General features: G+C 42.4%; 26 protein-coding genes and 1 riboswitch. Of the genes, 23 read left to right on the top strand and 3 right to left on the bottom strand.

Annotation, left to right across the window (positions count from 1 at the left end; all coding sequences use genetic code 11):
- Positions 1–74: 74 nt before the first annotated feature.
- The gene (locus tag ACYH0L_RS15370; RefSeq protein ID WP_099728501.1) at positions 75–566 is read right to left on the bottom strand and encodes a metal-dependent hydrolase; all 492 of its coding nucleotides are present in this window, start codon (positions 564–566) and stop codon (positions 75–77) included.
- A 170-nt stretch (positions 567–736) separates the two neighbouring features.
- Here ACYH0L_RS15370 and ACYH0L_RS15365 point away from each other — a divergent pair, with 170 nt between their 5' ends.
- The 3 genes from ACYH0L_RS15365 to ACYH0L_RS15355 all read left to right on the top strand — a co-directional run bounded on the left by ACYH0L_RS15365 (position 737) and on the right by ACYH0L_RS15355 (position 3,288).
- The gene (locus ACYH0L_RS15365; RefSeq protein WP_099728500.1) at positions 737–1,165 is read left to right on the top strand and encodes a MarR family winged helix-turn-helix transcriptional regulator; all 429 of its coding nucleotides are present in this window, start codon (positions 737–739) and stop codon (positions 1,163–1,165) included.
- Between the two features lie 82 nt (positions 1,166–1,247).
- The gene (sspJ, locus tag ACYH0L_RS15360; RefSeq protein WP_099728499.1) at positions 1,248–1,391 is read left to right on the top strand and encodes a small acid-soluble spore protein SspJ; all 144 of its coding nucleotides are present in this window, start codon (positions 1,248–1,250) and stop codon (positions 1,389–1,391) included.
- 121 nt (positions 1,392–1,512) lie between these two features.
- A riboswitch (Lysine riboswitch) is annotated at positions 1,513–1,689 on the top strand.
- 192 nt (positions 1,690–1,881) lie between these two features.
- Positions 1,882–3,288 carry an amino acid permease gene (locus tag ACYH0L_RS15355; RefSeq protein ID WP_099728497.1) on the top strand — a complete coding sequence of 469 codons (1,407 nt, stop codon included), beginning with the start codon at positions 1,882–1,884 and terminating at the stop codon, positions 3,286–3,288.
- A gap of 35 nt (positions 3,289–3,323) precedes the next feature.
- Here the strand turns inward: ACYH0L_RS15355 and ACYH0L_RS15350 are convergent, their stop codons facing one another.
- A complete protein-coding gene (locus ACYH0L_RS15350; RefSeq protein ID WP_230030747.1) occupies positions 3,324–4,262 on the bottom strand; it encodes an iron-hydroxamate ABC transporter substrate-binding protein in 939 nt (312 codons plus the stop codon).
- Between the two features lie 260 nt (positions 4,263–4,522).
- Between ACYH0L_RS15350 and ACYH0L_RS15345 the strand changes: the two genes are divergently transcribed.
- The 20 genes from ACYH0L_RS15345 (at position 4,523) to liaR (ending at position 26,212) form a co-directional block, all read left to right on the top strand.
- Complete coding sequence (locus ACYH0L_RS15345; protein WP_099728495.1) at positions 4,523–5,575, top strand: FecCD family ABC transporter permease; 1,053 nt, start codon at positions 4,523–4,525, stop codon at positions 5,573–5,575.
- Positions 5,576–6,598 carry a FecCD family ABC transporter permease gene (locus tag ACYH0L_RS15340; protein WP_099728494.1) on the top strand — a complete coding sequence of 341 codons (1,023 nt, stop codon included), beginning with the start codon at positions 5,576–5,578 and terminating at the stop codon, positions 6,596–6,598.
- 21 nt (positions 6,599–6,619) lie between these two features.
- Positions 6,620–7,435 (top strand): ABC transporter ATP-binding protein, encoded by an 816-nt coding sequence (locus ACYH0L_RS15335; protein ID WP_099728493.1) that lies wholly within the window; start codon positions 6,620–6,622, stop codon positions 7,433–7,435.
- A 177-nt stretch (positions 7,436–7,612) separates the two neighbouring features.
- Complete coding sequence (locus ACYH0L_RS15330; protein ID WP_099728492.1) at positions 7,613–8,335, top strand: response regulator transcription factor; 723 nt, start codon at positions 7,613–7,615, stop codon at positions 8,333–8,335.
- A 3-nt stretch (positions 8,336–8,338) separates the two neighbouring features.
- Complete coding sequence (locus ACYH0L_RS15325) at positions 8,339–10,093, top strand: HAMP domain-containing sensor histidine kinase (RefSeq protein ID WP_327925405.1); 1,755 nt, start codon at positions 8,339–8,341, stop codon at positions 10,091–10,093.
- Positions 10,094–10,230: 137 nt separating this feature from the next.
- Complete coding sequence (uxaC, locus tag ACYH0L_RS15320) at positions 10,231–11,667, top strand: glucuronate isomerase (protein WP_249704561.1); 1,437 nt, start codon at positions 10,231–10,233, stop codon at positions 11,665–11,667.
- 68 nt (positions 11,668–11,735) lie between these two features.
- Complete coding sequence (locus tag ACYH0L_RS15315; protein ID WP_099728489.1) at positions 11,736–12,746, top strand: LacI family DNA-binding transcriptional regulator; 1,011 nt, start codon at positions 11,736–11,738, stop codon at positions 12,744–12,746.
- Positions 12,747–12,807: 61 nt separating this feature from the next.
- On the top strand, positions 12,808–14,265 hold the full coding sequence (locus ACYH0L_RS15310) for a tagaturonate reductase (RefSeq protein WP_327925406.1): 1,458 nt from the start codon (positions 12,808–12,810) through the stop codon (positions 14,263–14,265).
- A complete protein-coding gene (locus ACYH0L_RS15305) occupies positions 14,262–15,755 on the top strand; it encodes a UxaA family hydrolase (protein WP_230030750.1) in 1,494 nt (497 codons plus the stop codon). Before ACYH0L_RS15310 ends, ACYH0L_RS15305 begins: the two co-directional genes overlap by 4 nt.
- A gap of 20 nt (positions 15,756–15,775) precedes the next feature.
- Positions 15,776–17,167, top strand: a complete 1,392-nt coding sequence (locus tag ACYH0L_RS15300) for a glycoside hydrolase family 28 protein (RefSeq protein ID WP_099728486.1) — start codon at positions 15,776–15,778, stop codon at positions 17,165–17,167.
- 371 nt (positions 17,168–17,538) lie between these two features.
- The gene (locus tag ACYH0L_RS15295) at positions 17,539–18,489 is read left to right on the top strand and encodes an ABC transporter substrate-binding protein (RefSeq protein ID WP_099726978.1); all 951 of its coding nucleotides are present in this window, start codon (positions 17,539–17,541) and stop codon (positions 18,487–18,489) included.
- Positions 18,455–19,513 carry a FecCD family ABC transporter permease gene (locus ACYH0L_RS15290; protein ID WP_099726979.1) on the top strand — a complete coding sequence of 353 codons (1,059 nt, stop codon included), beginning with the start codon at positions 18,455–18,457 and terminating at the stop codon, positions 19,511–19,513. Before ACYH0L_RS15295 ends, ACYH0L_RS15290 begins: the two co-directional genes overlap by 35 nt.
- On the top strand, positions 19,510–20,796 hold the full coding sequence (locus tag ACYH0L_RS15285) for a heme ABC transporter ATP-binding protein (protein WP_482354146.1): 1,287 nt from the start codon (positions 19,510–19,512) through the stop codon (positions 20,794–20,796). Before ACYH0L_RS15290 ends, ACYH0L_RS15285 begins: the two co-directional genes overlap by 4 nt.
- Positions 20,797–20,933: 137 nt before the next feature.
- The gene (locus ACYH0L_RS15280) at positions 20,934–21,503 is read left to right on the top strand and encodes a cob(I)yrinic acid a,c-diamide adenosyltransferase (RefSeq protein WP_099726981.1); all 570 of its coding nucleotides are present in this window, start codon (positions 20,934–20,936) and stop codon (positions 21,501–21,503) included.
- A 166-nt stretch (positions 21,504–21,669) separates the two neighbouring features.
- Positions 21,670–22,062, top strand: coding sequence for a hypothetical protein (locus ACYH0L_RS15275; RefSeq protein WP_099726982.1), 393 nt, complete (start codon positions 21,670–21,672; stop codon positions 22,060–22,062).
- Between the two features lie 15 nt (positions 22,063–22,077).
- The gene (liaH, locus tag ACYH0L_RS15270; RefSeq protein ID WP_099726983.1) at positions 22,078–22,743 is read left to right on the top strand and encodes a stress responsive protein LiaH; all 666 of its coding nucleotides are present in this window, start codon (positions 22,078–22,080) and stop codon (positions 22,741–22,743) included.
- A gap of 111 nt (positions 22,744–22,854) precedes the next feature.
- A complete protein-coding gene (gene liaG, locus ACYH0L_RS15265; protein WP_099726984.1) occupies positions 22,855–23,724 on the top strand; it encodes a LiaG family protein in 870 nt (289 codons plus the stop codon).
- A gap of 30 nt (positions 23,725–23,754) precedes the next feature.
- Positions 23,755–24,519 carry a cell wall-active antibiotics response protein LiaF gene (liaF, locus tag ACYH0L_RS15260; RefSeq protein WP_230030875.1) on the top strand — a complete coding sequence of 255 codons (765 nt, stop codon included), beginning with the start codon at positions 23,755–23,757 and terminating at the stop codon, positions 24,517–24,519.
- On the top strand, positions 24,516–25,580 hold the full coding sequence (gene liaS / locus ACYH0L_RS15255; protein ID WP_099726986.1) for a two-component system sensor histidine kinase LiaS: 1,065 nt from the start codon (positions 24,516–24,518) through the stop codon (positions 25,578–25,580). The genes liaF and liaS overlap by 4 nt, the downstream gene beginning before the upstream one ends.
- Positions 25,577–26,212 carry a two-component system response regulator LiaR gene (gene liaR / locus ACYH0L_RS15250; protein ID WP_099726987.1) on the top strand — a complete coding sequence of 212 codons (636 nt, stop codon included), beginning with the start codon at positions 25,577–25,579 and terminating at the stop codon, positions 26,210–26,212. The genes liaS and liaR overlap by 4 nt, the downstream gene beginning before the upstream one ends.
- A gap of 41 nt (positions 26,213–26,253) precedes the next feature.
- Here liaR and ACYH0L_RS15245 read toward each other — a convergent pair whose 3' ends face one another.
- Positions 26,254–26,622 (bottom strand): hypothetical protein, encoded by a 369-nt coding sequence (locus tag ACYH0L_RS15245; RefSeq protein WP_099726988.1) that lies wholly within the window; start codon positions 26,620–26,622, stop codon positions 26,254–26,256.
- Between the last annotated feature and the right edge of the window lie 17 nt (positions 26,623–26,639).

The raw sequence follows: 26,639 nt of genomic DNA, 5'->3' as shown, positions 1-26,639 counted from the left end.
CTTAAAACTACTAAAAAAATGAGGAATGATCAATTCATATCCTGTCTTTTTTGCAAAACTCTTTTTTCATTCTCTTAGAACTGCAATGGGATGGATATTCCGCAGATGACAGCGATGTAATAGCAGGTGACGATTGTGAGAGCAGCTAGTACGACTTGTTCTCCTGTGCTGCCTGTTTTGACATAGACTGGAAGACGTACTTTGATGGTAGCTGGGAACAAAAATTTAATGCCGTTCACTGTTCCTGCATCAAGGATGAGGTGGCTCGCCATCCCAACTAGTAAACCGATACTTAGGCTGTCATTTGGAATGTATGTGGTCGCAATAAAATAAATGATCAGCAGAAATAATAAACTGTGTGTAAAGGTGCGATGACCGAACACACTACTAATCAGTGTCGAGAGCAGCGGGAATTTCCTGCCGATTTTACTTTTCGTATGACAAAGATCAGGGATAAGGGCACCTGCTGATCCAGCAGCAGCCATAGTGACTGGGTCGAGTCCGTAGTAGTAGGCGGCGGCTGTGGAGGCGGCAATTCCGCCCATGATATGTGTTTTTCCTGTCATGATGCGTACTCCTGTTCTATCTTTAGTTCAAGTACTCACTATATCAAGGGTGAATTCATTCAGCAAGGCTTATTTCTAAAGAAAAAAGGACAAAATGGTTGGCTGATTGGAAAAACATTCTATAATAAGAGAGAAGTCATGTTGATACTAACGATAAGGATGCGATTCGGATGAGTAATGCAGACATTTTAAAAGAAATTGTTCTTGTACATTATGAAGTCAGCCGTAAATTAAACCGCAAGTTACTTGAGTTAGAAAAAGACATCACCCCTCCGCAGATTTATGCTCTCTCTATTTTGATACAAGGAAAAGTATCAGATGCGGAAGAGCTGAAGCAAAGACTCTCTTTAAACCCAGGTGCAGCCTCTATTGCACTCAATAAATTAAGCGAACAGGGCTATATTCAAAGAGAACGAGACAAGGAAGACCATTCACTTGTCAGGTTAGAAGCCACGGAAAAAGGGCTGGCCATTTACGAAAAGCATACACGCATTTTTGGTAAGGTGATTCAGCATATGATGTCAGACTTCACAGAGGAAGATTTAAAAACCTTTTTGACTTATTTGCAAAAAATGAGACAGACCTTTCATGATGAATGAGCCTTTCCATTTTGTATAATGCGGCGCACTGTAGCACAAATTAAACAGGCAACCGCATTTTATGAAAAGGGAGGAAACAGCGATGTCATTTTTCCAAAAGGATAAAAAGGCGAAAAGTGAGAAAGACCACAAGCAGGTAGATCAGCTGTTAGAAGAAGCAAGTAAAGAACTAGCAGGCGATCCGCTTCAGGAAGCTGTACAAAAGAAGAAAAACAATCATCAATAAGCAGGTAAAAGGCAGAGAATCATTCCTCTGTCTTTTTTCTATGTTTTTCCCTTTGACAGATGTGAAAATGTTTGATAACCTTCGTGTAGTAAAAATGAATAGAAATCCTCACGCTATGTCTCAGTGAGGTAGAGGTTGCGCGGATGATGAGTCACTCATGGGAGAGATGGAATCGTTGATCATGGGAAAAAGGCATCAGCGCCGAAGTGTAGAGAGAGCTCCAACTTTCTTTATGCTGGGTCTGCATTGAATAAATGCAGGACTGCCACGTCTAAAAGCGTGGAGGGCTATCCGGAGATCAAGGTGTATGTTTTGAAAAGCATGGACTTTTGTTCAGGCTTTTTTTTATGTTCTCAGTGACAAAGATAAGGGTATGCTGTTAAGAAAGTGACCCATTATGAACATAAAGAATGCAAGTCATTGCTTCACAAATATATCAATGAAGATACTGCCGGGTCTGGTCCAAAGTGAATATAACGGAGGTACGGAAATGGAACAGACAAAAAAATGGGGTTTTTGGTTATTGACGGCATTTGTCGTCGGAAATATGGTAGGTTCAGGCATCTTTATGCTGCCAAGTACGCTTGCCCAGCACGCAAGTCCTTTAGGTGTGACGATGGCATGGCTTGTCACAGGTGGCGGTGTGCTGATGATTGCACTTGTATTTGGGCATTTATCCATTCATAAGCCGCAGCTGACGGCAGGACCACAAAGTTATGCAAGGGCGCTTTTTAAAGATCCGAAAAAGGGAAAAGCAGCCGGTTTTACAATGGTTTGGGGATATTGGGTGGCGAGCTGGATTAGTAATGTCGCCATTATTACGAGCCTTGCCGGTTATTTAACGACTTTTTTCCCTATTTTAACCGTAAAGACGGTGATCTTTACCTTTGGAAAAGAAACGATCACACTTGGTCAGCTCATGACCTTTATCGTATGTACCATCCTTCTATGGGGAACACATACCATTTTAATCACAAGCTTAAGTGCTGCAAGTAAATTAAACTTTATTACGACCTTTTCAAAGGTGCTCGGATTCGTCCTTTTTATTGTAGCGGGCTTATTTGCATTCCAAACGGCATTATTTGAGCATTATTACTTCCCGGTTGCATCAGGAGGCGAAGGAGTGCTCGGACTTGGAGGCCAAATTCATCATGCGGCCATTTCCACCCTATGGGCATTTATCGGAATCGAATCTGCGGTTATTTTATCAGGGAGAGCGTCTTCGCAGCGCGATGTGAAACGTGCGACGATTACGGGTCTTCTAATCGCACTTTCGATCTACATGATTATCACGCTGATTACAATGGGCGTTCTGCCGCATGATCAATTGCAAGGCTCAGACAAACCATTCGTGGACGTGCTTCAGCTCATTATTGGGCCGGCTGGCGGGATTGTCATGGCACTGCTTGCGATCATTTGTTTATTTGGCTCAATGCTTGGCTGGATCTTACTCGGTTCAGAAGTACCTTATCAAGCAGCAAAGGCAGGCGACTTCCCAGCAGTATTTGCAAAAACAAACAAAAAGGGCAGTCCTGCCTTCGCTTTGACTGTCACAAATATCATGTCACAGCTGTTTATTTTCTCAGTCATGTCACGCACGATTAATGAAGCCTTTACCTTTTTAACAACATCAGCGACACTTGCGTATCTCATTCCGTATATCGTGTCTTCGATCTACAGCTTTAAGGTCATCATGCAAGGAGACACATATGAGCTTCAAAAAGGTAATCGAACAAGAGACGGAATCATCGCACTTGTTGCTATGGGATATTCCGCTTGGGTCATTATTTCAGGAACAGCTGATTTGAAAACATTTGGTCTCGGAATAGGTCTGTTCTTAGTTGGTATTCTGCTTTATCCATTCATGTCAAAAGGATTTGCCAAAGGAACGGAATAAGGAAGACGTTTCTCCAAAAATGGAGAAACGTTTTTTTATGATGCAGAGGTTAATCGGTCTACAATAAACTCGAGCTGTCCTTCTAGTGACACTGGGTCATTAAAGAAGTAACCGACGGGGTCTATTTCAAATACATGTTTGTTTTGAACAGCAGGAAGTGATGTCCAGATGCTGCTTTTATACACTTGCTCTCCATTACTTTTAGAGCCGCTCCACGGACTGGTGAAAATATAGTCGCCTGCGAATTCTGGAAGTTTCTCAAGAGAAATATTTGCATAGCCTACGCCGCTATCGATGGCTTCTTTTTTGACTGCCTTCGGTGCTTTTAATTTCAACTCGTCATAAATGATTTCACCGCCGCGTGCAAATGTGTTTCCGAAAATATAAATGCCTTTATCAAATGGCGATACGATAGAAACCGTTTTGTTTCCGACAGCTTTTGTTACTTTTGGTTTCACTTCAGCGATTTTGGCATCCCATTTTGTGATCCAATCTGCTGCTTTTTTCGATGTGCCTGTCATTTTACCGAATTCTTTTAGCTGATCTTTAAAAGAATATTGATTGTATTTAATCGCAACGGTTGGAGCGATTTTTTTGTATTGATCAAATTTCTCATCTTCTCCCCAAGCAATAATCATATCTGGCTTCAAAGCTGCTACTTTTTCGACAGAGGGAGTCGTTCCAAGATTTTTAACCCCTTCCGTTTTTCCTTGATAGAAAGGGTTTTTGAAGATGGGCGCAGTTGCAGCCATCGGGGTCTTGCCAAGTGTAACGAGGTCTCCGTAGTAGCTTTCTGCAAGGAGCACAATTCGTTTCGGATCTTGAGGGAGTTTGACCTCACCTTTTGCATCTTGATAGGTGATCGTGTCATTCTTTTTGGCACCAGATTTTTTATTTGAAGTGCTGCCGCAAGCAGCTGTAAAAAGCATGAGGATGGTTAAGGAAATCAAAAGAAATCCAGTTCGTTTTTTCACAAAGGTTCTCTCCCATTCGAACATTTTTGATAATGATTATCAATATCAATTATATCGTAACATGATGGGAACAAAAATGCATCGGCTATTTTAGAACCTAAATGAAAATAGTGAAATTCTCCTGGTTTTTTTGGTGGAAATAAAGAAAATGATCAGAACAATGATTTCAAAAAGAAAAGAAAGTGATATACTAGACTTCGAGATTGATAATCATTATCACTAATAAGGAATAGATATGAACGGAAAGGAAGAGACTGGTTTTGGGCTCACAATCGAATAAACAGCTGCCAGCCAAAGACGATGCGATTGATATTGTCACGAAGCCCTTTGGAACAGCAGCTGTTATCACCATAGGAATCATCGCTTTAGTATTTGGTCTTTTTTTATCGGTATCACTAGGAGCGGCGAACATTCATTTGCACACTGTATGGGAAGCCGTCTTTCATTTTGATCCACAACAAACTTCACATCAAATCATCCGGGAATTAAGGTTGCCTCGTACAGTTGGAGCTGCACTCGTCGGTTCCTTTTTAGCCGTATCGGGGGCCATTATGCAAGGCATGACAAGAAATGCGCTTGCGTCTCCTGAAATTATGGGCGTGACAAATGGCTCTGCATTTGCGATTGCCATTGCGTTTGCTTTTTTCCCAGGGCAATCTTCTTTTACATTAATTCTTTGGTCATTTGTTGGTGCAGCACTCGGTGCCTCTATTGTGTTTGGTGTCGGTACTCTTTCAAAAGGTGGATTGACCCCAGTAAAGCTCGCATTAGCTGGTACGGCTGTTGGGGCACTTTTAAGCTCCATCTCCTCAGCAATCGCCATCCGGTTTGATGTCGCTCAAGACATGAGCTTTTGGTATGCTGGCGGCGTGGCAGGTGTGAATTGGAGCAATATTCACATCATTATTCCGGTTGCGATTGCAGGACTCATGATCGCGATGGTTCTTGCCCGCTCGATCACTGTTCTCAGCTTAGGCGATGAATTGGCAAAAGGACTTGGGCAGTACACGAAAACTGTCAAGGTACTTGGAATATTGGTCGTCATTCTTTTAACAGGTGCTGCCGTGTCGGTGGCAGGTTCTATTGGTTTTATCGGGCTTGTCATTCCTCATGTCACTCGTTTCTTGGTCGGAGTTGACTATCGATGGATTATCCCATGCTCAGCTATTTTAGGGGCTGTTCTGTTAATTTATGCAGACATTGCTGCAAGGCTGGTCAATGCCCCATTTGAAACGCCAGTCGGAGCCATTACTGCGATTATAGGCGTTCCTTTCTTCTTATATTTAGCTAGACGTGAAAGGAGCGGGATTTAGATGGAAATGGTGCAGCAGGCAAAGAAAAAGAAATACAAACGAACGATGCTCATGATCTTTTTGGCGATCGTCGCTGTGTTCCTTATTAGTTTAAATACTGGAGAAATTCGTATTTCTCCGATGGAGACATTGAAAACATTTTTTGGATTCGGAAGTGAAATGGATGAGCTTGTATTATTCGAGTTCAGACTTCCAAGAATGGTCATCGCTTTACTTGTTGGCGCTTCTATTGCTGTATCAGGAGCGATTTGGCAAGGTGTTTCTCAAAACGGTTTAGCCGATCCCGGTATTCTTGGTGTCAATGCGGGCGCAGGCTTTGCAGTTGTTTTGTTTATTTTTGCATTTCAAGGCTCTATGTCGAACTTAGGTGATTTTACGATTTTTGTACTGCCGCTCTTCGCTTTTGTAGGTGCAGGCTTTGCTGCATTTCTCATCTATGTGTTAGCGTGGAAAAAGGGCATCACACCTGTTCGTTTGATCTTAACTGGTATTGGCGTCAATGCTGCATTTTCAGCAGCAATTGTGGTGATTCAATTAAAAATGAGCCCAAATGATTTTAACCAAGCGATTGTGTGGTTATCCGGAAGCATTTGGGGCTCAAGCTGGACGTATGTCCTGTCTGTCCTGCCGTGGATGCTGATTTTCCTTGTATTAGCAGTTGTAAGAGCACGCTACTTAAATATCATGAATTTGGGTGACCAGCTTTCCTACGGCTTAGGGATTTCGGTTCATAAAGAAAGAAGCTTTCTCATGCTGATTGCCGTTGCATTAGCAGGTGCTAGTGTCGCTGTTGCAGGAAGTATTTCTTTCTTGGGGTTAGCTGCCCCGCACTTGGCGAGAAAGCTTGTTGGACCGAAGCATCAAGGAATGATACCAGCCTCCGCTATGATTGGTGCGCTGCTATTATTACTGGCAGACACACTTGGCCGCGTCATACTGGCACCATCAGAGGTGCCAGTTGGTCTTGTCGTTTCTGCTTTAGGCGCACCTTACTTCATTTATTTATTGATGAAAACGAACTAATGAGGAAGGAGAGTACAACATATGAAATCGCTCGAAACAGAAAAGCTTTGTATTGGCTATAATGACCGTTTGATTGTAGACGATTTAAATATCAGTATCCCAAAAGGCAAGGTGACCACATTGATTGGACCGAATGGGTGCGGGAAATCAACAATTTTAAAAACAATGTCCCGTATCATGAAATCCAATCAAGGAGCTGTTTACTTAAATGGCCAGGCCATCCATCAAACGCCAACAAAAGAAATTTCAAAACAAATGGCGATCTTACCGCAGTCTCCAGAAGCTCCAAGCGGGCTGACAGTCTATGAGCTTGTGTCATATGGACGTTTCCCACATCAAAATGGATTTGGACGCTTATCAAATGAAGATAAACGAATCATCAGATGGGCGCTTGAGGAAACTGGGATGATCGCTTTTCATGACCGGCCAATTGAAGCACTCTCCGGTGGACAGCGTCAGCGAGTGTGGATTGCGATGGCACTTGCTCAGGAAACAGAGCTGCTCCTATTAGATGAACCTACGACGTATTTAGATCTTGCGCATCAGCTTGAGATTCTTCAGCTATTAGAACGCTTAAACAGAGAGCAGGGCCGAACTGTGCTGATGGTCATTCATGATTTGAATCATGCAGCGCGCTTTTCACATTACATGATTGCCCTCAATCAAGGAAAAGTCATAAAAGACGGTACGCCTCATGAGGTCATGACCAAAGAGGTACTCGGTCAGGTGTTCCACATTGATGCAGAAATTGTTCTTGATCCTAGAACAAATAAGCCGATCTGTTTAACATATGACTTAATGAATCATGAAAGAAAGCTAGAAGCTGTGAATGGATAATAGATGGACAAGGAACTCGGTGTGGCTACCGGGTTTTTTTGCGTCCCCTGAAAATACCTAATGCTTCCATTTTCTCCAGTTGATATTTTTTCGCTTTTATGCAGAAAAGAGGTACTTTTTTACTTTAGACAATGGTAATATACGGTTAGAGATCATAGCTGGAAAGGAAAGAGATGCGTGGAAACAGCAAAAATATTGATTGCAGATGACGAAGAAGCAATTGTGAAAATGGTTGAACGCGTATTAAAAAAAGAAGGATTTCAACATATCTATAAAGCCTACCATGCAGATGAAGCATTAGATGTTGTCAAAAACGAGGACATCCACCTCTTACTTCTAGATGTGATGATGCCCGGTAAATCTGGCTTTGACGTTCTTCCTGAAATGAGAAAATATACGAAAGCGCCCATTTTCTATTTAACTGCAAGAACGTCTGATGTAGATAAGCTGACAGGCTTTGCGCAAGGTGCAGACGATTACATCACAAAGCCATTTAATCCGTTAGAGCTAGTGGCTAGAATTAAGGCCCACTTAAACCGAACATATATCTCCTTACAGGAGGAGCAAGAAGAGGCTCAAAGCCAGTATGAATATGCCCATTTCTCCTATCATCCTCATGCAGCCGAACTGAAAGTGAGAGGAGAGGTGACGGCATGCTCTGCTCAGCTTCTGTCCTTGCTGAAGTACTTTTGTGATCATCCGAATGTGGTTCTTTCAAAAGATCAAATTTATGAGAAAGTATGGGGCGTTCCATCATATGGTGATAACAACACCGTCATGGTTCATATTCGAAAGCTGAGAGAAAAGATTGAATTAGATCCGAGTCAGCCCGAATATATTGTGACCATCCGTGGTATGGGATATAAATTTATTCCGCATCCTGTGAAGGTTCTTAATTAATTCATGAATTTACGAACAAAACTTTTCTTTCACTTTGTCGGGCAAATGTTTATCGTCATTGCGATTCTGCTGATCGGGAATACGTTCTCTGAGAACCTATATTATAAAAAACACTATGAGAATATGGCCGAAACTGGTTTAACAAAGGCTGATGGGGATACACTCATGAGCTGGCTTTATTTTAACGAGGATGGCAAAATGGAAGCTGAAGACCAACTCAAACAAGCAGTGAAAAAACGTGACGGCTGGCTGCAAGTGATTGATTCAAAAAAATATAGCGTGTATAGCTATCACCTTCCTAAAAATATTCCAACATCCTATCAAAAGGATGAAATGATCAAGATCTTTGAAAAAAGACAATTTAAAGATTACAAGATGTACTTCTGGCCAATTGAGATTGATCAAGAAAGCTTTATCGTGTTATATGGGTTCAAAACGAACAGCATAAAGGTAGCCAATTATCTGAAGCAGCATGAGAAAAATCTGGCTGCACTTTCTCGATATTCGGTTGAAACGAAAGAATTCTTGAAAAGAATGAATGGATCGGTGCACCTGTTCAATGAAGAAGGAAAATATTTAAAAGGCATTCGAGCCAAAAACGATTTGAAACATAACGTAACGGATGTTGAATTGCTCAAGTACCAATCGAAGCCTTGGGAGTTTAGAAGTGACCTGTCTTATATCAAAGTGAATAAAAATCTATATTTGATCGTTTCGGTGCCAAACAAAGTATATAGCCCAGACGAACTGTATGATAAAGAGACAGATGCTTTAAATCAATATACAACCATCCTGATTGCAGGTCTTGCACTCACTATTATTATTGTCATGACATTATGGTACTCGTATCGCTATGGGCTGCCGATCTATCACATTATTCGCTGGCTGATTTTTTTATCAAGAAATAAATTGCAGGAACCAACAAACAGAAAAGGGATTCCAGTTAGTAAAAATAAAAAGGGCCGTATTAAGCGGGAATACCGGTTGTTTGAGGATATCCTCAAAACAATGGATCAGCTCACGAATACCTTAAAAGAGAATGAAGCAAACCGCAGAAAAATTCAAACCACAAGGGAAGAATGGATTGCAGGATTGTCTCATGATTTGAAAACGCCCCTTAGTACGATTTACGGCTATGGACTGATGCTTGAATCCAATCAATATCAATGGTCCAAGGAAGAAGTCATGGAAATGGGACAGGTCATCCGTGAGAAATCAGAGTATATGTCGACCTTGATTGAGGATTTAAACCTCACGTATCGACTGAAAAATGGCGCATTGCCTATTAATCGAAAACCTGTCGAGCTCGGTGAATTCTTAGCATCCATTATGGACGAGTTTTCAAGAAGCTCATTTTCAGAAGATTACCCATCCTCCTTTGAAGATCAAACTGGTGGTGTCATGTTTGAGATCGACAAAGCCTGGTTCAGACGAGTGATTGAGAACCTGCTAGCGAATGCAGTCAAGCATAACCAAAAAGGAACTCATATTACAGCTACCTTATCTGAAACAAATGGGGAAGTTCGGATCGAAATGAAAGACAACGGATGCGGAATGGCACAAGAAACGGTTGATCATTTATTTAACCGCTACTACAGAGGGACAAATACGAACGATCCAACGAATGGAACAGGACTCGGGCTGGCGATTGCAAAAGAGCTCGTCTTGCTGCATGACGGTGATATTCAAGTTGAAAGTGAACTAGATGCAGGAACAACTATTGCGATTATCCTAAAAAAATCATCACCTGTAAAATAGCCAAAAAACGATTTTCTTTTTTAAAGGAGATCGTTTTTTCCTATTTTAGGATTGAAATCAACTTTGTAAACGATTACAATAAAATTGTTAACGTGAACAAATTATTTTTCATTCGATAAGAGAGATGGGGGAGTTTCATGAAAGCCTTTTTAGATGAGCAGTTTTTACTGAACAGTCGAACGGCGGTAAAGCTGTACCATGAGTTTGCAAAAGACCTTCCGATTATAGATTACCATTGTCATTTAAGTCCAAAAGAAATCTATGAAAATAAAACATTCCAAAATATAACCGAAGCATGGCTTTATGGAGATCATTATAAGTGGCGTGCCATGAGAGCAAACGGCATTCCTGAAACACACGTAACAGGAGATGCATCTGATCATGAGAAATTTTTAGCGTGGGCAAAGACCGTTCCAATGACCATTGGAAATCCGCTCTATCACTGGACTCACCTAGAACTGAGGCGATATTTTGATGTAGAGGAACTTTTGAATGAGGAGAACGCAGGCATCATCTGGCAGACAGTAAATGAAAAGCTGCAGGGAGAGGGTTTTGGTGCGAGAGACTTCATTGTGAAATCGAATGTTGAAACGGTTGTGACAACAGATGATCCGGTCGATTCGCTTCACTATCATCAAAAACTGCGGGAAGAAGGATTCTCTGTGCAAGTGCTGCCAGGGTTTCGGCCTGATAAGGCACTCGATATAACGAATGATCTGTTTGTCGAGTATGTTCATCAGCTGGCAGAGGTTTCAGCTATCACCATACAATCCTATCAAGACTTTTTAAAAGCGCTTCGTGTGAGAATTGATTTCTTCCATGAACAGGGCTGTTTGATCTCAGATCATGCCATCAATGAAATGACGTATGAAGAAACGACAGAGGAAGAAGTCGAAATCATCTTTCACAAAAGACTGTCTGGGCATCGATTGACGGAAGAAGAGAAGATCAAATTTAAAACACAGACATTCATTAAGCTAGGTCAGGCATACTGTGAGCGGGACTGGGCGATGCAGCTTCATATCAATGCGCTTAGAAACAACAATACGAAAATGTTTGAGCGGCTTGGACCTGATACGGGATATGATGCGATGAATGATGAGGACATTGCAAAGCCGCTTTGCCGCATATTAGATCGTTTAGAACAAGAACATGCACTGCCGAAAACCATCCTCTATTCCTTGAATCCTAGGGATAATGTGGTGATTTCAACATTGGCTGGAAGCTTTCAAGATGGGAAGACACCTGGGAAGATGCAGCACGGCACAGCCTGGTGGTTTAATGATACGAAGCAAGGAATGACAGAGCAGATGATGGCTCTTTCCAGTATTGGACTGATCAGCCGTTTCATTGGTATGCTGACAGATTCACGAAGCTTTCTGTCATATACAAGACATGAATATTTCCGAAGACTGCTTTGTGATATCATCGGAGATTGGGTAGAAAAAGGAGAAGCCCCATATGATCTCGAGCTGTTAGGGGGAATTGTGAAAGGAATCAGCTATGAAAATGCCAAGCAGTATTTTCAATTTGACCGAGCAAAGCAGCTCCAGCATCAAAGCAAGATCACGTGAAGAAAAAGGCAGGAAAATGAAAGCGGTTTTATGATAAGATGGTAAAAAATCATAAAAGGCGGAATAGCATGACAGTCACAATTAAAGACATAGCAAAATTGGCAAATGTCTCTCATACCACTGTATCAAGGGCTTTGAATAACAGTCCTTTTATTAAAGAGAAGACAAAACAAAAGATTTTGTCGATTGCAAAACAGCTGAATTATTCACCGAATGTCCATGCCAGAGGCCTTGTATCACAAAAATCATTTACAATCGGTCTATTTTTTACGAGTTTAACAGAAGGCACATCCTCAAGTTTTTTTGTGGATGCGTTAAAAGGCGTTAATAGTGTCATGACAGAACACTATAATCTGTTTGTACGAGGAATTGACGATTTTCACGATTACACAACCATTCATAAACAACGCTATGATGGCATTTTGCTTATGAGTCAAAGCGAGCACGATGAAGCGTTTATCCATCATGTAAAGAAACAGGGCATTCCCATCATTGTGCTGAATCGCCGTGTGGAAAGTAATGAAGTGATGAATATATTAGCTGATGATAGTCAAGGGGCATACCAAGCAGCGCACTATTTTATACACCAGGGGCATAAACAAATCGCCATCATTGAAGGGAAAGAAGGCTTTAAATCGACTCAGGAAAGAAAAGCTGGCTTTCTGCAAGCGTTAATTGATCATCATGTGCCAATGAAGAAAGAATACATGATCACAGGCGACTATCATATGAAAAGCGGCTACGAATCAATGGAAGCCTTGCTGACTCTTGATGAGCCGCCAACAGCACTTTTTTGCTCAAACGATGACATGGCCATTGGTGCAATGAATGCTTTATATGCAAAAGGCAAAACGTGTCCAGGAGATATCTCTATTATCGGTTTTGATGATATTGCATTTTCATCCTATACCACGCCTGCACTGACAACGGTGAAAAAGCCGATTGAAAAAATGTGTGCACTTGGAGCAGAGGCTATCCTTTCAGTCATAAACGGTGAAGAGCAAGAAGAAGATCATATGGAAAAAGTGTATGTACACACAGAGCTGATGATCAGAGATTCAGTCAAAAAGGTGCAGTAATCGGCATCTTTTTAGGGAGAAATGTTCACGTGTGCATAAACATACAGGAAGGGGAAAGCATTTGAAACGATTATCGAAAGCCATATACCCGGCGGCTGAGTATCCAGAAACGATTTTGCAAATCGGTGAAGGGAATTTTATGCGTGGATTTATCAATTGGCACATCCAGAAGCTGAACGACTGCACAAATTTTAAAGGAAGAGCCGTTGTTGTTCCTCCTCGAAAAGGGTCAGTTGCAGCTTTAAATGAACAAGATGGCTTGTACACCTTATGTATTCAGGGCTATCATGACCAGAAAGAAATGAATGAACGCATGGTCATCCAATCGATTAGCAGAGGAATCAGTACGTATACCGATTACGAAGGCTTTTTACATGTAGCTGAAAACCCGGATTTACGCTTCGTTTTCTCAAATACGACAGAGGCAGGGCTTGTGCTCAGAAAAGAGGATCGCTTGGAGGATCGACCGCAGGCAAGTTTTCCAGGAAAGCTGACGGCTTTCTTATATCACCGATTTAAAGCGTTTTCTGGAGATGAGCACAAGGGGCTGATCATCCTGCCTTGTGAATTGGTCGAGCACAACGGTGATCGATTAAAAGAATATGTGATCGGCATGGCAGCTGAGTGGGATCTTCCGCCTGCCTTTGTTACTTGGCTGAAGGAAGCCAACACGTTCTGTAATACGCTTGTGGATCGGATTGTCCCTGGATTTTCTAAGGAAGCGGCTGAAGCCGTACAAAAGGAAGAAGGATATATAGACGAATTGGTTGTCACGGCAGAATATTATCACCTGTTTGTTATTGAAGCTCCTGCCTTTGTTCAAAAAGAGCTTCCCTTTCAAGAAGCAGGACTAAATGTGCTTTTTGTAGAGGGTATTGCGCCTTACAGAATGAGCAAGGTCCGCATTCTAAATGGAGCACATACAGCGATGGTGCCGATTGCGTATTCTTGTGGTTTAGAGACCGTAAAAGAGGCTGTGGAAGATGAGCATGTGGGTCCGTTCATCCGACGTATGCTGGAGGAGGAAGTGCTGCCAGGGCTGGAGCTTCCTGAAGATGAGCTGTTTCTTTATACACAATCTGTTTGGGACCGCTTTTGCAATCCATTTGTGAAGCATCAATTACTGGATATTGCTTTGAATGGTGTATCTAAATTTCAAACACGTATTCTCCCGTCCTTGCTTGATTATGTCGTGCTTAAGAAACAGCTGCCAATGAAGCTCGTCTTTTCACTTAGCAGTCTCATTTATTTTTACGGAGCAAGCGCAGATAAGGTAAAGGATGATGAGACTGTGATGACATTGATGAAGGAAGCCTGGGAAGGGGAGAACCATTCCAATGAAACGATTGCAGTCCACATTCTTTCTAACGAGCAATTATGGGGAAGGGATTTAACTGATATAGAAGGATTGAGCCGCGCAGTAGCCGATCAGCTTACCTTCATACAGGAGCATGGGATGAGAGCAGCTGTTCACCGAATGCTGCATCATCAATATGAAACTCAGGGGGAAAAGGCATGAAAGACTTTATTGTGATTCACCCTTCAGATAATGTAGGTATCGCTTTAAAAGTGCTTGAGCAAGGTGAGAAGCTGAAGCAGCAAGGGCATACAGTTGTCTTAAAAGAAACCGTCGCAAAAGGTCATAAATTTGCTTTGGCTGATATCAAACAACGAGAGAATATCATCAAATATGGCTATCCGATTGGTCATGCAACGAATGTAATTTCTGCCGGAGAATGGGTGCATACGCATAACATTAAAACCAATCTATCAGGCAAGCTCGATTACGAATATCGGCCTTCTTTAACAGAAAACCCCTATAAAAAAACAAACCTTACTTTTAAAGGCTATAAACGAAAAAATGGCGAAAGTGGTATACGCAATGAGCTTTGGATCGTCCCAACCGTCGGCTGCGTCAATGGCATCGCGGATCAAATTATTCAAATATTCACTGCTGAAATGGGCGGAAACATTCATCCTTTTGAAACGGCTCTCGTATTAAAGCACAATTATGGATGCTCACAGCTTGGAGATGATCATGAAAATACAAAAACCATTTTACAAAATGCCGTGAAGCATCCAAATGCTGGAGGGATACTCGTTCTAGGTCTTGGTTGTGAAAACAATGATATTGAGGATTTTCAATCGACATTGGGTGAGTATGACCGTGCGAGGGTGAAATTTTTAAGAAGCCAAGAAGTAGGGGATGAAATTGAGACGGGAGTTGCTTTACTCAAGGACATTTATGACGCGGCGAAAGATGATCAGCGTGAAGAGATTCCTTTATCTGAGCTGAAAATCGGCTTGAAGTGCGGAGGATCAGATGGGTTCTCCGGTATTACTGCAAATCCGCTTTTGGGCAGGCTGTCCGATTTTATTGTGGCCCAAGGCGGAACGACGGTGTTAACAGAAGTGCCCGAAATGTTTGGTGCTGAAACGATCTTAATGGAGAGAGCGGAATCAGAAGAGACATTCGACAATATTGTGCAAATGATCAATGGTTTTAAACAATACTTTCTGGATCATCGACAGCCAGTATATGAAAATCCTTCCCCGGGAAATAAAGCAGGAGGAATTTCGACATTAGAAGATAAATCTCTCGGCTGTACACAAAAAGCAGGTACTTCTGACATCAAAGATGTATTGAAATACGGAGAGCTGCTGAAACGAAAGGGACTGAATTTATTAAGTGCGCCTGGTAATGATCTGGTTGCTTCATCCGCCCTTGCAGCGTCTGGCTGTCAGCTGGTGCTCTTTACAACAGGCAGAGGGACACCGTTTGGCACATTTGTTCCAACGATGAAGGTATCGACCAATACCTCATTATATGAAACAAAAAAACACTGGATTGACTTTAATGCTGGGGAATTGCTTGAGGATGTACCAGAAGATGTGGTGCTAGAAAAATTCATTTCAACGGTTATTGATGTGGCGAGTGGAAAGCTATTAAATCATGAAAAAAACAATTTTAGAGAGCTGGCCATTTTTAAAACAGGTGTCACACTTTAAGGCGACTGGGGGATGAGAAAGTGTCTAAAAAACGGGATTTGATGTATATCACAGCAGGTACGGTACTAACAGGAATCGGACTCGCACGTTTAGCAAAGCAAGGGAAGAAAGACAAAGAAGCAAATGGTATGGATCATGTGTTAAAGCAGATAAAAGCGCCAATGTTCCCCGATCGTGAATTCAATGTGATTCATTATGGTGGAGACGAAAAAGGGATAGAGCTTTCTACAAATGCTATTCAGTCTGCAATCGATGATGCGCATCGTTTGAAAGGGGGGCGTGTGCTGATTCCTGAAGGAACGTTTGTGACAGGTGCTCTTGAATTGAAAAGCAATGTAGAGCTTCATCTGCATGAGAACGCCTATGTGACATTCAGCCAAGACCCACGCGATTACCTTCCGCTCGCACTGACAAGATATGAAGGGATTGAGCTTTATAATTATTCTCCGCTCATTTATGCTCACCACGCAGAAAACATCGCCATCACAGGAGCTGGAACGCTGGATGGCAGAGGTGATGAGCATCATTGGTGGCCTTGGAAGTATGGAACGAATGGTCAGCCCTCTCAGGATAGAGACCGTCAGCTTCTGTTTGAAATGGCTGAAAAGAGAATACCGGTGGAGGAAAGAGTTTTTGGAGAAGGCCATTATTTAAGATCGAGCTTTATACAGCCCTACCAATGTCAACATGTTCTCATTGAAGGAGTAACAGTAAAGGATTCACCAATGTGGCAAATTCATCCGGTGTTAAGTGAAAACGTCATCGTCCGCGGAGTCAATATCATCGGGCATGGACCAAACACAGACGGTGTGAATCCAGAGTCTTGCCGGAATGTGCTCATTGAAGATTGTTATTTTGATAATGGAGATGATTGTATTGCCATTAAATCTGGCAGAAACGAGGACGGCCGGAGAATCGGGGTCCCATCTGAAAACATTGTCATTCGTAGAAATGAAATGCGTGATGGACATGGCGGAGTGACGATCGGGAGTGAAATCTCTGGGGGAGTCAGGTATGTATACGCAGAGGATAATATCATGGACAGTCCAAACCTCGATCGGGCACTGCGCATCAAAACCAACTCTGTTAGAGGCGGTACCATTGAGCACATTTATTTTAAAAACAATACTGTCAAAAGCTTAAAGCATGAAGTTGTCTGTATCGACATGATGTATGAGGAAGGAGATGCTGGTCCTCACCGTCCTGTTGTACGTCATATTGAAGTAGAAGGGCTAAAAAGCATTGGCGGACGATATGGTGTGAAAATAGCTGCGTACTCACATTCCCCAGTCACACACTTCAAAATGAAAGATTGTGTGATAGAAGATGTGACGTATCCACTTTCTTTGGAGCATGCAGTCGCCCCTTCTTTTCAGAAAGTCGTCATCAATGGGGAACAAATCAACCAATAGCAGAAGGGAAAACAGCCTTTTTACGGCTGTTTTCAGCGTGTAGACAAACCCTCGCATTCGGTGTCAGTCCTGCGTGCCGGTGCTCACGAATGTCAAATTCGCTCCGCTCCAGTACTCGTCCTTCCTAGACTGCAAAGGTTTTCTATCACGCTGAAAAGAAGACAAAGGGCTAAAATAAAGATCATTTTAGCCCTTTGTCAACAATCTAAAACAGCCTTTTTTACGGCTGTTTTTCTGTTATAAGAACAGAAAATACGCTTTTGGAAATCACATATACAACCTATCTGCACTGTAGTATAATATTCCCGAAATTAGAAAAGAATTGACGAAAGAGATTGCGTCAAGCAGTACATAAATCAGGGGGTTCATTCATGAAAAAGTTAACAGCCATTTGGCTATCTTTATTGCTTGTGATAGGTGTTTTAGCAGGATGTGCAGGTGCTGAAACAGATCACAAAGCAACGGGTTCACAAAATAAAGAAACAGCGGCTGCGGCATTTCCTGTATCGATTAAAGATGCAGCTGGCAAAACAGTCGAAATCAAAGAACAGCCCAAACGGATTGTTTCTTTAATTCCAAGTAATACAGAGGTTGCCTATGCACTTGGCCTTGGCGATAAAATGGTCGGACGATCAGATTTTGACAATTATCCAAAGGAAGTCGAAAAGGTAGAGAAGATTGGCGGTCTTGAATTCAATGTAGAGAAGGTCATTTCCTTAAAGCCTGACCTTGTATTAGCACATGCATCACAGATGGGATCAAAAGATGGATTTAAACAGCTTGAAGATGCAGGTATTCAAGTGCTGACTGTAAATGATGCAACGTCCTTCAAGGATGTGTACAAGTCGATTCAGATGATCGGCGAAGCAGCCGGCGTGAAAGAAGCATCAAAGAAGCTTGTAGACGAGATGGAATCAAAATTGAATGACCTTAAGAAACAAGCAGAGGCCATTTCCAAAGACAAACAAAAAAACGTCTTTGTTGAAGTGTCAGGTGCTCCTGAAATCTATACAACAGGTAAACATACATTTATGGACGAAATGCTTTCTGTCATTCATGCAAAAAATGCCGCGAGCGACCAAACAGGCTGGGTACAGATGACGGAAGAATCGATTATCAAACGAAATCCTGATGTCATTGTCACAATTGATGGTTCCAGCTTAGCTGATCTGAAGAAAAGAGATGGTTGGAATGCGATTCAAGCAGTCAAAGAAAAACAAGTCTTTCAATTGAATACGGATCTCGCATCAAGACCGGGACCGCGATTGGTTGAAGGAGTCGAGGCTCTTGCGAAAAGCATTTATCCTGACACGTTCAAATAAATTCATCATCGCATATACATTAAGTGCTTTACTTCTTGTGGTGAGCATTGGAATGGGAATCTCCTTTGGCAGTTTAAGGATTCCCATTCCTTCTATTCTTCATATATTTGTTCATGAACTATCCGGAGTGCAGGTCGGAACCATTGATTCGATCGATCGCAATATTATGATGAACATCCGGCTGCCGAGAGTGATATTAGCGGCATTAGTCGGAGCAGCGCTGGCGTTATCTGGTGCAGCCTTTCAAGGTTTATTAAAAAATCCTCTCGCTGACCCCTATACGCTAGGGGTATCTCAAGGGGCATCAGTTGGGGCCGTAGCGACACTATTTTTTAGCTTGCAGCTCCCTTTGCTTGGCAGTTTCACACTGCCTTTTTTCAGTATGACAACAGCGCTTGTGACACTATGTCTCGTCCTCTTTTTTGCGCGTCTTGTTCATCGGGGGATGAGCATCTCCTCTTTAATCTTGACAGGTGTGATTTTTAGCTCTTTTTTGGGTGCGCTCATTTCATTAATGATTGCGTTAACGGGTGATGATCTAAAAGAGATGATTCATTGGCTTCTTGGCAGTGTGTCTATGAGGGGCTGGCGTTATATTGCCCTTTTCCTCCCTTTCTTTCTCGTTGGTACCTTTGCGCTCATGTTGATGGGACGAGATTTGAATGTCATGACGTATGGCGAAGAAAAGGCAAAACTATTAGGGGTACACGTGAAAAGGAGCAAATATATGGTTCTGCTTGCTGGCTCGATTCTGACTGGAAGTGCGGTAGCGGTATCAGGAACGATCGGATTTGTGGGACTTGTGATCCCGCATTTTATCCGTCTTTTAGCCATCACGGATCACCGGCATCTGCTGCCTTTGTCTATGCTGAACGGCGCTTCCTTTCTCGTTTTAGCAGATGTGTTATCCCGTACCATCATTGAGCCGACTGAATTGCCTATTGGCATCATTACTGCGTTAATTGGTGCACCTGTATTTGGCATCATCCTCATTCGCAGATATAGAGGAGGAACGCATCTATGATTCAAGTGAAGGAAGTCAAAGGTGGGTATGGTGAGAAAGAGGTCATTCGTGGCATCAGTTTTGAGGTGAAGCAAGGAGAATTTCTCGGTATACTTGGACCAAATGGGAGCGGCAAGACGACCTTGCTCAAAATGATAGCAGGTATTTTAGCACCAGAGAGCGGTCAAGTACGCCTAAGCGGTCATCTGGTTCAATCCTACCGGCCAAAGACGCTTGCACAAAAACTAGCTGTTTTACCGCAGAAAACCGAGCAGGCCTTCTCATTTACAGTCGAAGAAACTGTTCAATTTGGGCGTTATCCTTATCAAAAAGGATGGCTGCAATCTGTCACGAAAGAAGATGTGCAGGTCGTAAGCAGAGTGATGGAACAAACGGATGTTGCTCAATTTAAGGATCAATCTATCCATGAGTTAAGCGGGGGAGAACAGCAGCGCGTGTATTTGGCTCAGGCATTAGCTCAGCAGCCTGAATATTTATTGCTGGATGAACCAACAAGTTTTCTTGATTTAGCCTATCAAAAAGAATTGCTTGATTTAATTAAAGAAGAGACCACTTCCTCTAGATTAACTGTGGTCGGTGTGTTTCATGATGTAAACATCGCCAGTCTGTATTGCGATCGGCTGCTGCTGATTCATGAAGGAAAGGCTGAAATGTTAGGTCAGCCGCATCACGTCTTGACGACAGAGCGGATCAACCGTGTGTATGAAACGAATGTTACACCGCTCAATCATCCACTGCGAGCAAACCCACAGCTGATGATTGAGCCTGCTGCCACTTCTAAAGCATCAAGTGTGAAGTTAGCGGATGGCTGGAGAACACATGGCTCAAAAGGAATGACGTTTTCCATCAAACAGCCGCTTCGCATACTTTCTTCACATGAGAAAAGCGGAGGCTTTTTTTGGAAAAGATCACTCGGAACGGGAACTGAAACTCTTCATGAAATGCTAGATGGTTGTGAAGGCAGCTTGTTTCTCCGCCAATCTGATGGACCAAAGCAATACGCCGCAGAAGACAATGAAGAGGATATAGTTCTTTACGGGATGCGTCAGCAAGAAAAGCTGACCGTTTGGCTTGTGCTGAAAGGGTCTTTATCAGATGGAGCGTCTATTCAGCTGATGGGTCAGCTTATGCAGATCATTCAACAAGAGACGAGCATCCCCATCCATCATCTTTGTATCGCTTCTGCCAATGCCATAGAGAAGGAACCTGATGTTATTTTACACGTAAGATTACGAAAAAAAGTGCACCGTCTTCTACATACATTGGATGCAATTAAAAAGTGAACGGACTCGTTCACTTTTTTTTCGTTTCGTATTCAAATCGACAGAACATGAAAATCACAGTGTTTCAGTAAAACAAATACATCCTATTCACTTCAGGGTATACTAAGAGGACAAAGCGATAGACAGGGGGAAAACCGATGAAACTTTATACAAAAACCGGGGATCAAGGCCAAACAGGCTTGATTGGTGGAAGAGCCGATAAAGATGACATGAGAGTAGAAGCGTACGGTACGTTAGATGAGGCGAATAGCTTCATTGGACTTGCGCATGCAAATTTACGGCAGCATGGCGAATTGTTTCAAGATATCTTGTCAGAGCTGATCGTCATTCAGCATGAGCTTTTTGACTGCGGCGGCGATTTGGCAGCATTGAAGCCGCGTAAAGAAGGCAAATTAACAGAAAAATCGGTGGCATTCCTTGAGCAAAGAATGGATGTGTATGTAGAGGAAGCCTCACCGCTTACCAAGTTTATTTTACCGGGTGGCCAGGAAGGCGCTGCTTTCTTGCATGTAGCGCGGACAGTCGTCAGAAGAGCAGAGCGGCATATTGTGACGCTGGCGAAGCAGGAGGAGATTCCAGCAGTTACGCTCACATATGTGAACCGTCTTTCTGACTATTTGTTTGCAGCCGCACGTGTCGTCAATCATCGGCTCGGTGAAACGGATGTTGAATATGAACGAAGTGCAGACGTGTTTCGTTCTAAATAAAGGGAAGCACTCTTCGAATCAGAAGAGTGCTTTTTTGTTGGATTCTAACGCTTAGTCTGAGCATAGTTACGACTCTGGTCGCAATCAAAGATCAATCTGCGACACGTTTTGCTAGCTTTCTTTTTTGACTATAGTAAAAGCAAGGAGCAAGAAAGGAGGCATGAAGATGAAAATAACAAGTAAAACAATCATCGGTTCGATTCTTATGTTTGTTGGTTTATCCATCTTCTTTGGTGGTTCACTAGGAGGGCTGATCCCAACTCTTATTGGGGCGTGGCTCATCTATGTAGGTGTAAAAAAATATGATAAAGGCAGTAAAACCGCAGGTGTCATTCTAGCTGTCATCGGTGTGCTGCTCGTTATGCAATCTCTGCCATTTTTACTCGGAATCGCATTTGCTGGAGCACTTCTCTATTTTGGCTGGACGATGGTAAATGGTGAATCAGCTAAAGAATCATCAGGCAGATCATATGGGGAGCCGGGTGCGGCACCGAACATGGAAGAACCCATCCATACGTCATTTGATCAAGAATGGGAAGACTTTTTAAAGAAAAAATAAAGGGAGGAATATTAAATGGTATTAAGAAGAGTAAGAGATATGTTTGTTGCAACCGTCAATGAAGGCTTAGATAAACTGGAGAATCCACGTGTGATGCTGAATCAATACGTTCGTGATATGGAGGACGATATTGCCAAAGCGAAACATGCGATCATCAAACAGCAAACGATTCAGCAAGGCTTCCTGCGTCAAGCAGATGAGACAGAAACATTTGCTGATAAGCGAAAGAAGCAGGCTGAGCTGGCATTTCATGCGGGAGAAGAAGAGCTTGCACGAAAAGCGCTCACTGAAATGAAGTATTTTGAAGAAAAGCATAAGGAGTATCAGGATGCCTACCAGCAATCTGTGAAACAATTGAAAGAGCTGAAAGAACAATTGCAGCATTTAGAAACGAAGCTGCGTGATATTAAAGACAAGAAGCAAGCACTCATTGCAAGAGCAAATGCCGCACAGGCAAAGCAGCATATGAACGAATCTATAAATAAAGTAGACAGTGAAAGTGCATATAAGGAATTTCTTCGAATGGAGAATCGTATAGAAGAAATGGAGACAAAAGCAGGCAGCTATGCACAATTTGCAGAGCAAGGTGCGTATGCTCATCTAGATTATGCCGATGAGGTTGAAAAAGAATGGCAGAAGCTCAAGCTGGAGAAGAAGCCTGAACAGCAGAAAGCAAAATAAGGAAGATGTGTCAAGTCGGAAGAAATGCAGGCTTTTTCTTCCGATATTTGATTTCTTTCTGTTTCGCTTTTCCTTATAATAAAAAGGTCAAAAGATAAAGGGATGATATGAATGAAGCGGTTAATCGGTCTAATTTGTATACTTGTAGGAGTGTTTTTAATAATTGGGATGCTTTTCAAAAATGGAGATCTCTTTCATTTGAGTTTTTCCCGTGAAAAAGCGGTGACATCAGCTTCAGCGAAAAAAGATGAGGTTGATCATTTAGATATCTCTCTTTCTCAATTTCGCGTAAAGGTGGAGCCTGAAAATCGTTCTGATATTTCCGTGTCTGTTGTCAATGGAAAAGGAAAGATGTATGCGGAACAAACAGGCGGTACATTCAAAATCCGTGCTGAAAATAAAGGGTTCTTGTTTTTCTCTTCATTTGAAAAAGGAGAACTCTTAGTGAAGATTCCAACAAATTATCATAAAAATGTGAAGATTACGGGTGGAAGTGGTGTGAGTGAGGTAGATGGCGAAGGGAAGCTGTCTCTTCAAGATGTGACGCTCAAATCAACGAGCGGTAACCTCACAGCCGAGAATTTCTCAGCAAAACGTGTGGAAATCAAAGCTACATCCGGCAGACTCTCAGTGTCTCATATCAATGCAGAGGATAGTGACATTGGTGCAACTTCGGGCCGTGCCGATATTAAAGATGTCAAAGGGGAGCTGCAATTGAGCATGACAAGCGGTAGATTGACGGCAAGTTTTGATACAATAGATTCACCTGTCTTCTTTCATATGACATCAGGCAGTGCGAAATTCAATTTGCCAGATGATGGAGACTTCAAAGTCCAAGTGAAAAAAACAAGTGGAAGCGTCGATCATTCGTATAACTTTGATCAAGCCGATAATGAAGGTCGAGACTTTACAGGTACGCGGGGAAAAGGGACACACTTAGTTGATATTGAGATGACAAGTGGCAGCCTAAAACTACGGTAATGAACGTAAGAAAGGAAGGAGGCGAGTCAACTGCGTTTTTCAAGAAATCAAATTTTAGGTATCATTGTTGTGATTTTTGGTATTAATCTATTTCTCAAAATTATTGGGATCGGAGCAGATCTGTTTTGGCCTGTGTTCTTTGCTCTAGCTGGATATTGGCTGCACTCACGATCCAAACGTTGGCTCGGTTCAGTTTCCTATATTTTTGCCGGCTTTCTCTTCTTGAAGTTTCTGCTAAATATCACTTTTAGTTTAACAGGATATTTATTTGCTGCCTTTTTGATCTATGCTGGTTATCGCTTATTGAAGAACAAACCCGTTTTTGATGTCGATAAAAAGGAAACAGCAGACGAGAAAAAGCATTCACTGAAAGTCAATCTTGAAAAAAAGAGCGACCAAAAGAAAACAAAAAGCCAGACAAAGCCGCACAAAGAGCATGACTTTTTTATCGGTGAAGTCAGACTGATGAAAAAGCCGTTTCAATTAAGTGATTTGACGATTTCGGGCTTTATTGGTGATGTCAAAATCGACTTATCAAAGGCCATCATCGCGGAAGAAGAAAGCACCATCGTCATCAGTGGACTTATTGGAGATGTGGATATTTACGTACCGCAGGATATTGAAGTGTGTGTGAGTGCTTCAGCTGCCATTGGTGATATGAAAATCATTGATGAAAAAAGAAGCGGGTTCGGCAGTAAGGTGTATGTGATGACCAATGATTACGATGAGAGTAAGCGAAAAGTGAAAATCTCCATTTCTCTACTGATTGGGGATGTGGATGTGAGGTACTTATGAGGAAACTGCATTTAGGCATCCAGTGGCAATCTGTTCGTCTCGCAGTTGGGATCTCGCTCGGTGTTGTCATCATGACGACGCTGCCGATGTTTTTTTATTATCAGCTTGACCCCATGATCCTGCTGTCTACGCGGTGGTTCGGCATCCCGTTTTTTTGTATTTTACTCATCATTAGTCTTGTCATTGGCGTTTCTGCCGGGCATGTGTTTGGCTATCAGCATAAGAAACGGCTGGATCAGCTTGTGGAGTCGATTTTGAAGTTTGAAAATGGGAACTTTGCGTATAGGCTGCCGTCTCTAGGTGACGATGAAATTGGCTTAGCGGCCGATCAATTAAATGAGATGGCGAAACGGATTGAGGGGCAAGTTGCCTCCTTACAAAAGCTCTCAAATGAACGGGCTGAATGGCAGGTTCAAATGAAGAAATCGGTTGTCTCAGGAGAGCGTCAGCGTTTAGCGCGTGAGCTGCATGATGCGGTCAGCCAGCAGTTATTTGCGATTTCCATGATGACCTCTGCCATTCTTGAAGGTATGAAGGAACAGGATGAAAAGATTTTAAAGCAAATGCGTCTTGTCGAACGAATGGCTGGCGATGCACAAAATGAGATGCGCGCACTACTTCTGCATCTAAGGCCGATCACGCTTGAAGGAAAAGACTTGAAAAAAGGCTTGATTGAACTGCTAAATGAATTCCAGGCAAAGCAGCCGATTGATATTGATTGGGAAATCGAAGATGATGTCCCGTTATCTAAAGGGGTGGAAGACCACCTATTCCGAATTGTGCAAGAAGCCCTTTCAAATGTGTTTCGTCATGCAAAGGCGACAAAGGTAACCGTGCGTCTGCTTATTAGAAATCGGCAAGTGCAGCTGAAGATCATCGACAACGGTATCGGTTTTCAAACGGATCATGTGAAGACGGCCTCCTACGGGCTTGAATCGATTCGAGAAAGAACAAGTGAAGTGGGCGGTGTCGCAGAGATTATGTCATTTGAAGGAAAAGGAACACAAATTGATGTGAAGGTTCCCATTTTTGATGAAGGAAAAGGAGAGAACGTTCGATGATTCGAGTGCTTTTAATCGACGATCACGAAATGGTGAGAATGGGGCTTGCCGCCTTTTTAGAGGCACAGGCTGATATTGAAGTCATCGGTGAAGCGTCAGATGGACAAAAAGGTGTAGAGCTAGCGGTTGAACTAAAGCCAGATGTGATTTTAATGGATCTTGTGATGGAAGGAATGGATGGTATCGAAGCAACGAAAAGAATTTGTCAGGAAATCGAAGATGCCAAAATTATCGTTTTGACGAGCTTTATTGATGATGATAAAGTCTATCCAGTCATTGAGGCTGGTGCTTTGAGCTACTTACTAAAGACATCCAAGGCAGGAGAAATTGCTGATGCCATTAGGTCTGCGAGTATCGGCGAACCAAGACTTGAATCAAAAGTGGCTGGAAAGGTCATGAATAAACTCCGTCATTCATCAAATGGGTCAATCCTGCACGATACATTAACAGCAAGGGAAATGGAAATATTGAAGCTGATTGCGGATGGAAAATCGAATAAGGTTATTGCCGAGGAATTATTTATTACAATTAAAACGGTGAAGACGCATATTACCAACATTCTTTCAAAACTCGATGTAGAAGATCGCACACAAGCGGCTGTGTATGCACATCGCCATAAGCTGATTCAATAAAAAAACAGCTTTCAAATGAAAGCTGCTAGAACATGCGTAAATTAGTCCTTCTGTCCTGTGATCGGACGTTCGGATAGTTGATGGAGCTCAGGAACTGGAAAAGCCTCTTGCTCCTCGGCCGATTTGTCTTCCAGTGTTTTCTTCATTTCGGATAATAGCTTTACGCTCTCCTTTGCCACTGCTGCTTTTTTCTCCTGCAAATCAATGATCTGTGAAAGTCCGACGAATAATCCGCCTCCAATCAGAAGGAGCGCAGGGGTTTGTCCATAATAAATCACGATCAAAAATGTGCTCGAAAAGCTGTCGGCTTCAATGAAGAAATCTTCTTTTGACTGCATGAATACAACGATTAACAGAAGTATTCCTAGAATCAAAAATAGAATGCCGGCCGAAAGTAAAGCTCGTTTCATGATTGACACCCTTTTTT

The organism is Bacillus sp. MC1252 (genome assembly GCF_056838025.1).
The sequence above is the reverse complement of the archived record's forward strand: the minus strand, read 5'-3'. Positions and strand labels throughout refer to the sequence as shown.

What these genes read in the sequence shown, in the direction of transcription:
- ACYH0L_RS15370 (WP_099728501.1), bottom strand. Translation starts at nt 566, where the DNA reads ATGACAGGAAAAACACATATCATGGGCGGAATTGCCGCCTCCACAGCC.
- ACYH0L_RS15365 (WP_099728500.1), top strand. Translation starts at nt 737, where the DNA reads ATGAGTAATGCAGACATTTTAAAAGAAATTGTTCTTGTACATTATGAA.
- sspJ (WP_099728499.1), top strand. Translation starts at nt 1,248, where the DNA reads ATGTCATTTTTCCAAAAGGATAAAAAGGCGAAAAGTGAGAAAGACCAC.
- ACYH0L_RS15355 (WP_099728497.1), top strand. Translation starts at nt 1,882, where the DNA reads ATGGAACAGACAAAAAAATGGGGTTTTTGGTTATTGACGGCATTTGTC.
- ACYH0L_RS15340 (WP_099728494.1), top strand. Translation starts at nt 5,576, where the DNA reads ATGGAAATGGTGCAGCAGGCAAAGAAAAAGAAATACAAACGAACGATG.
- ACYH0L_RS15335 (WP_099728493.1), top strand. Translation starts at nt 6,620, where the DNA reads ATGAAATCGCTCGAAACAGAAAAGCTTTGTATTGGCTATAATGACCGT.
- ACYH0L_RS15325 (WP_327925405.1), top strand. Translation starts at nt 8,339, where the DNA reads ATGAATTTACGAACAAAACTTTTCTTTCACTTTGTCGGGCAAATGTTT.
- uxaC (WP_249704561.1), top strand. Translation starts at nt 10,231, where the DNA reads ATGAAAGCCTTTTTAGATGAGCAGTTTTTACTGAACAGTCGAACGGCG.
- ACYH0L_RS15315 (WP_099728489.1), top strand. Translation starts at nt 11,736, where the DNA reads ATGACAGTCACAATTAAAGACATAGCAAAATTGGCAAATGTCTCTCAT.
- ACYH0L_RS15305 (WP_230030750.1), top strand. Translation starts at nt 14,262, where the DNA reads ATGAAAGACTTTATTGTGATTCACCCTTCAGATAATGTAGGTATCGCT.
- ACYH0L_RS15295 (WP_099726978.1), top strand. Translation starts at nt 17,539, where the DNA reads ATGAAAAAGTTAACAGCCATTTGGCTATCTTTATTGCTTGTGATAGGT.
- ACYH0L_RS15285 (WP_482354146.1), top strand. Translation starts at nt 19,510, where the DNA reads ATGATTCAAGTGAAGGAAGTCAAAGGTGGGTATGGTGAGAAAGAGGTC.
- ACYH0L_RS15280 (WP_099726981.1), top strand. Translation starts at nt 20,934, where the DNA reads ATGAAACTTTATACAAAAACCGGGGATCAAGGCCAAACAGGCTTGATT.
- ACYH0L_RS15275 (WP_099726982.1), top strand. Translation starts at nt 21,670, where the DNA reads ATGAAAATAACAAGTAAAACAATCATCGGTTCGATTCTTATGTTTGTT.
- liaH (WP_099726983.1), top strand. Translation starts at nt 22,078, where the DNA reads ATGGTATTAAGAAGAGTAAGAGATATGTTTGTTGCAACCGTCAATGAA.
- liaG (WP_099726984.1), top strand. Translation starts at nt 22,855, where the DNA reads ATGAAGCGGTTAATCGGTCTAATTTGTATACTTGTAGGAGTGTTTTTA.
- liaS (WP_099726986.1), top strand. Translation starts at nt 24,516, where the DNA reads ATGAGGAAACTGCATTTAGGCATCCAGTGGCAATCTGTTCGTCTCGCA.
- liaR (WP_099726987.1), top strand. Translation starts at nt 25,577, where the DNA reads ATGATTCGAGTGCTTTTAATCGACGATCACGAAATGGTGAGAATGGGG.
- ACYH0L_RS15245 (WP_099726988.1), bottom strand. Translation starts at nt 26,622, where the DNA reads ATGAAACGAGCTTTACTTTCGGCCGGCATTCTATTTTTGATTCTAGGA.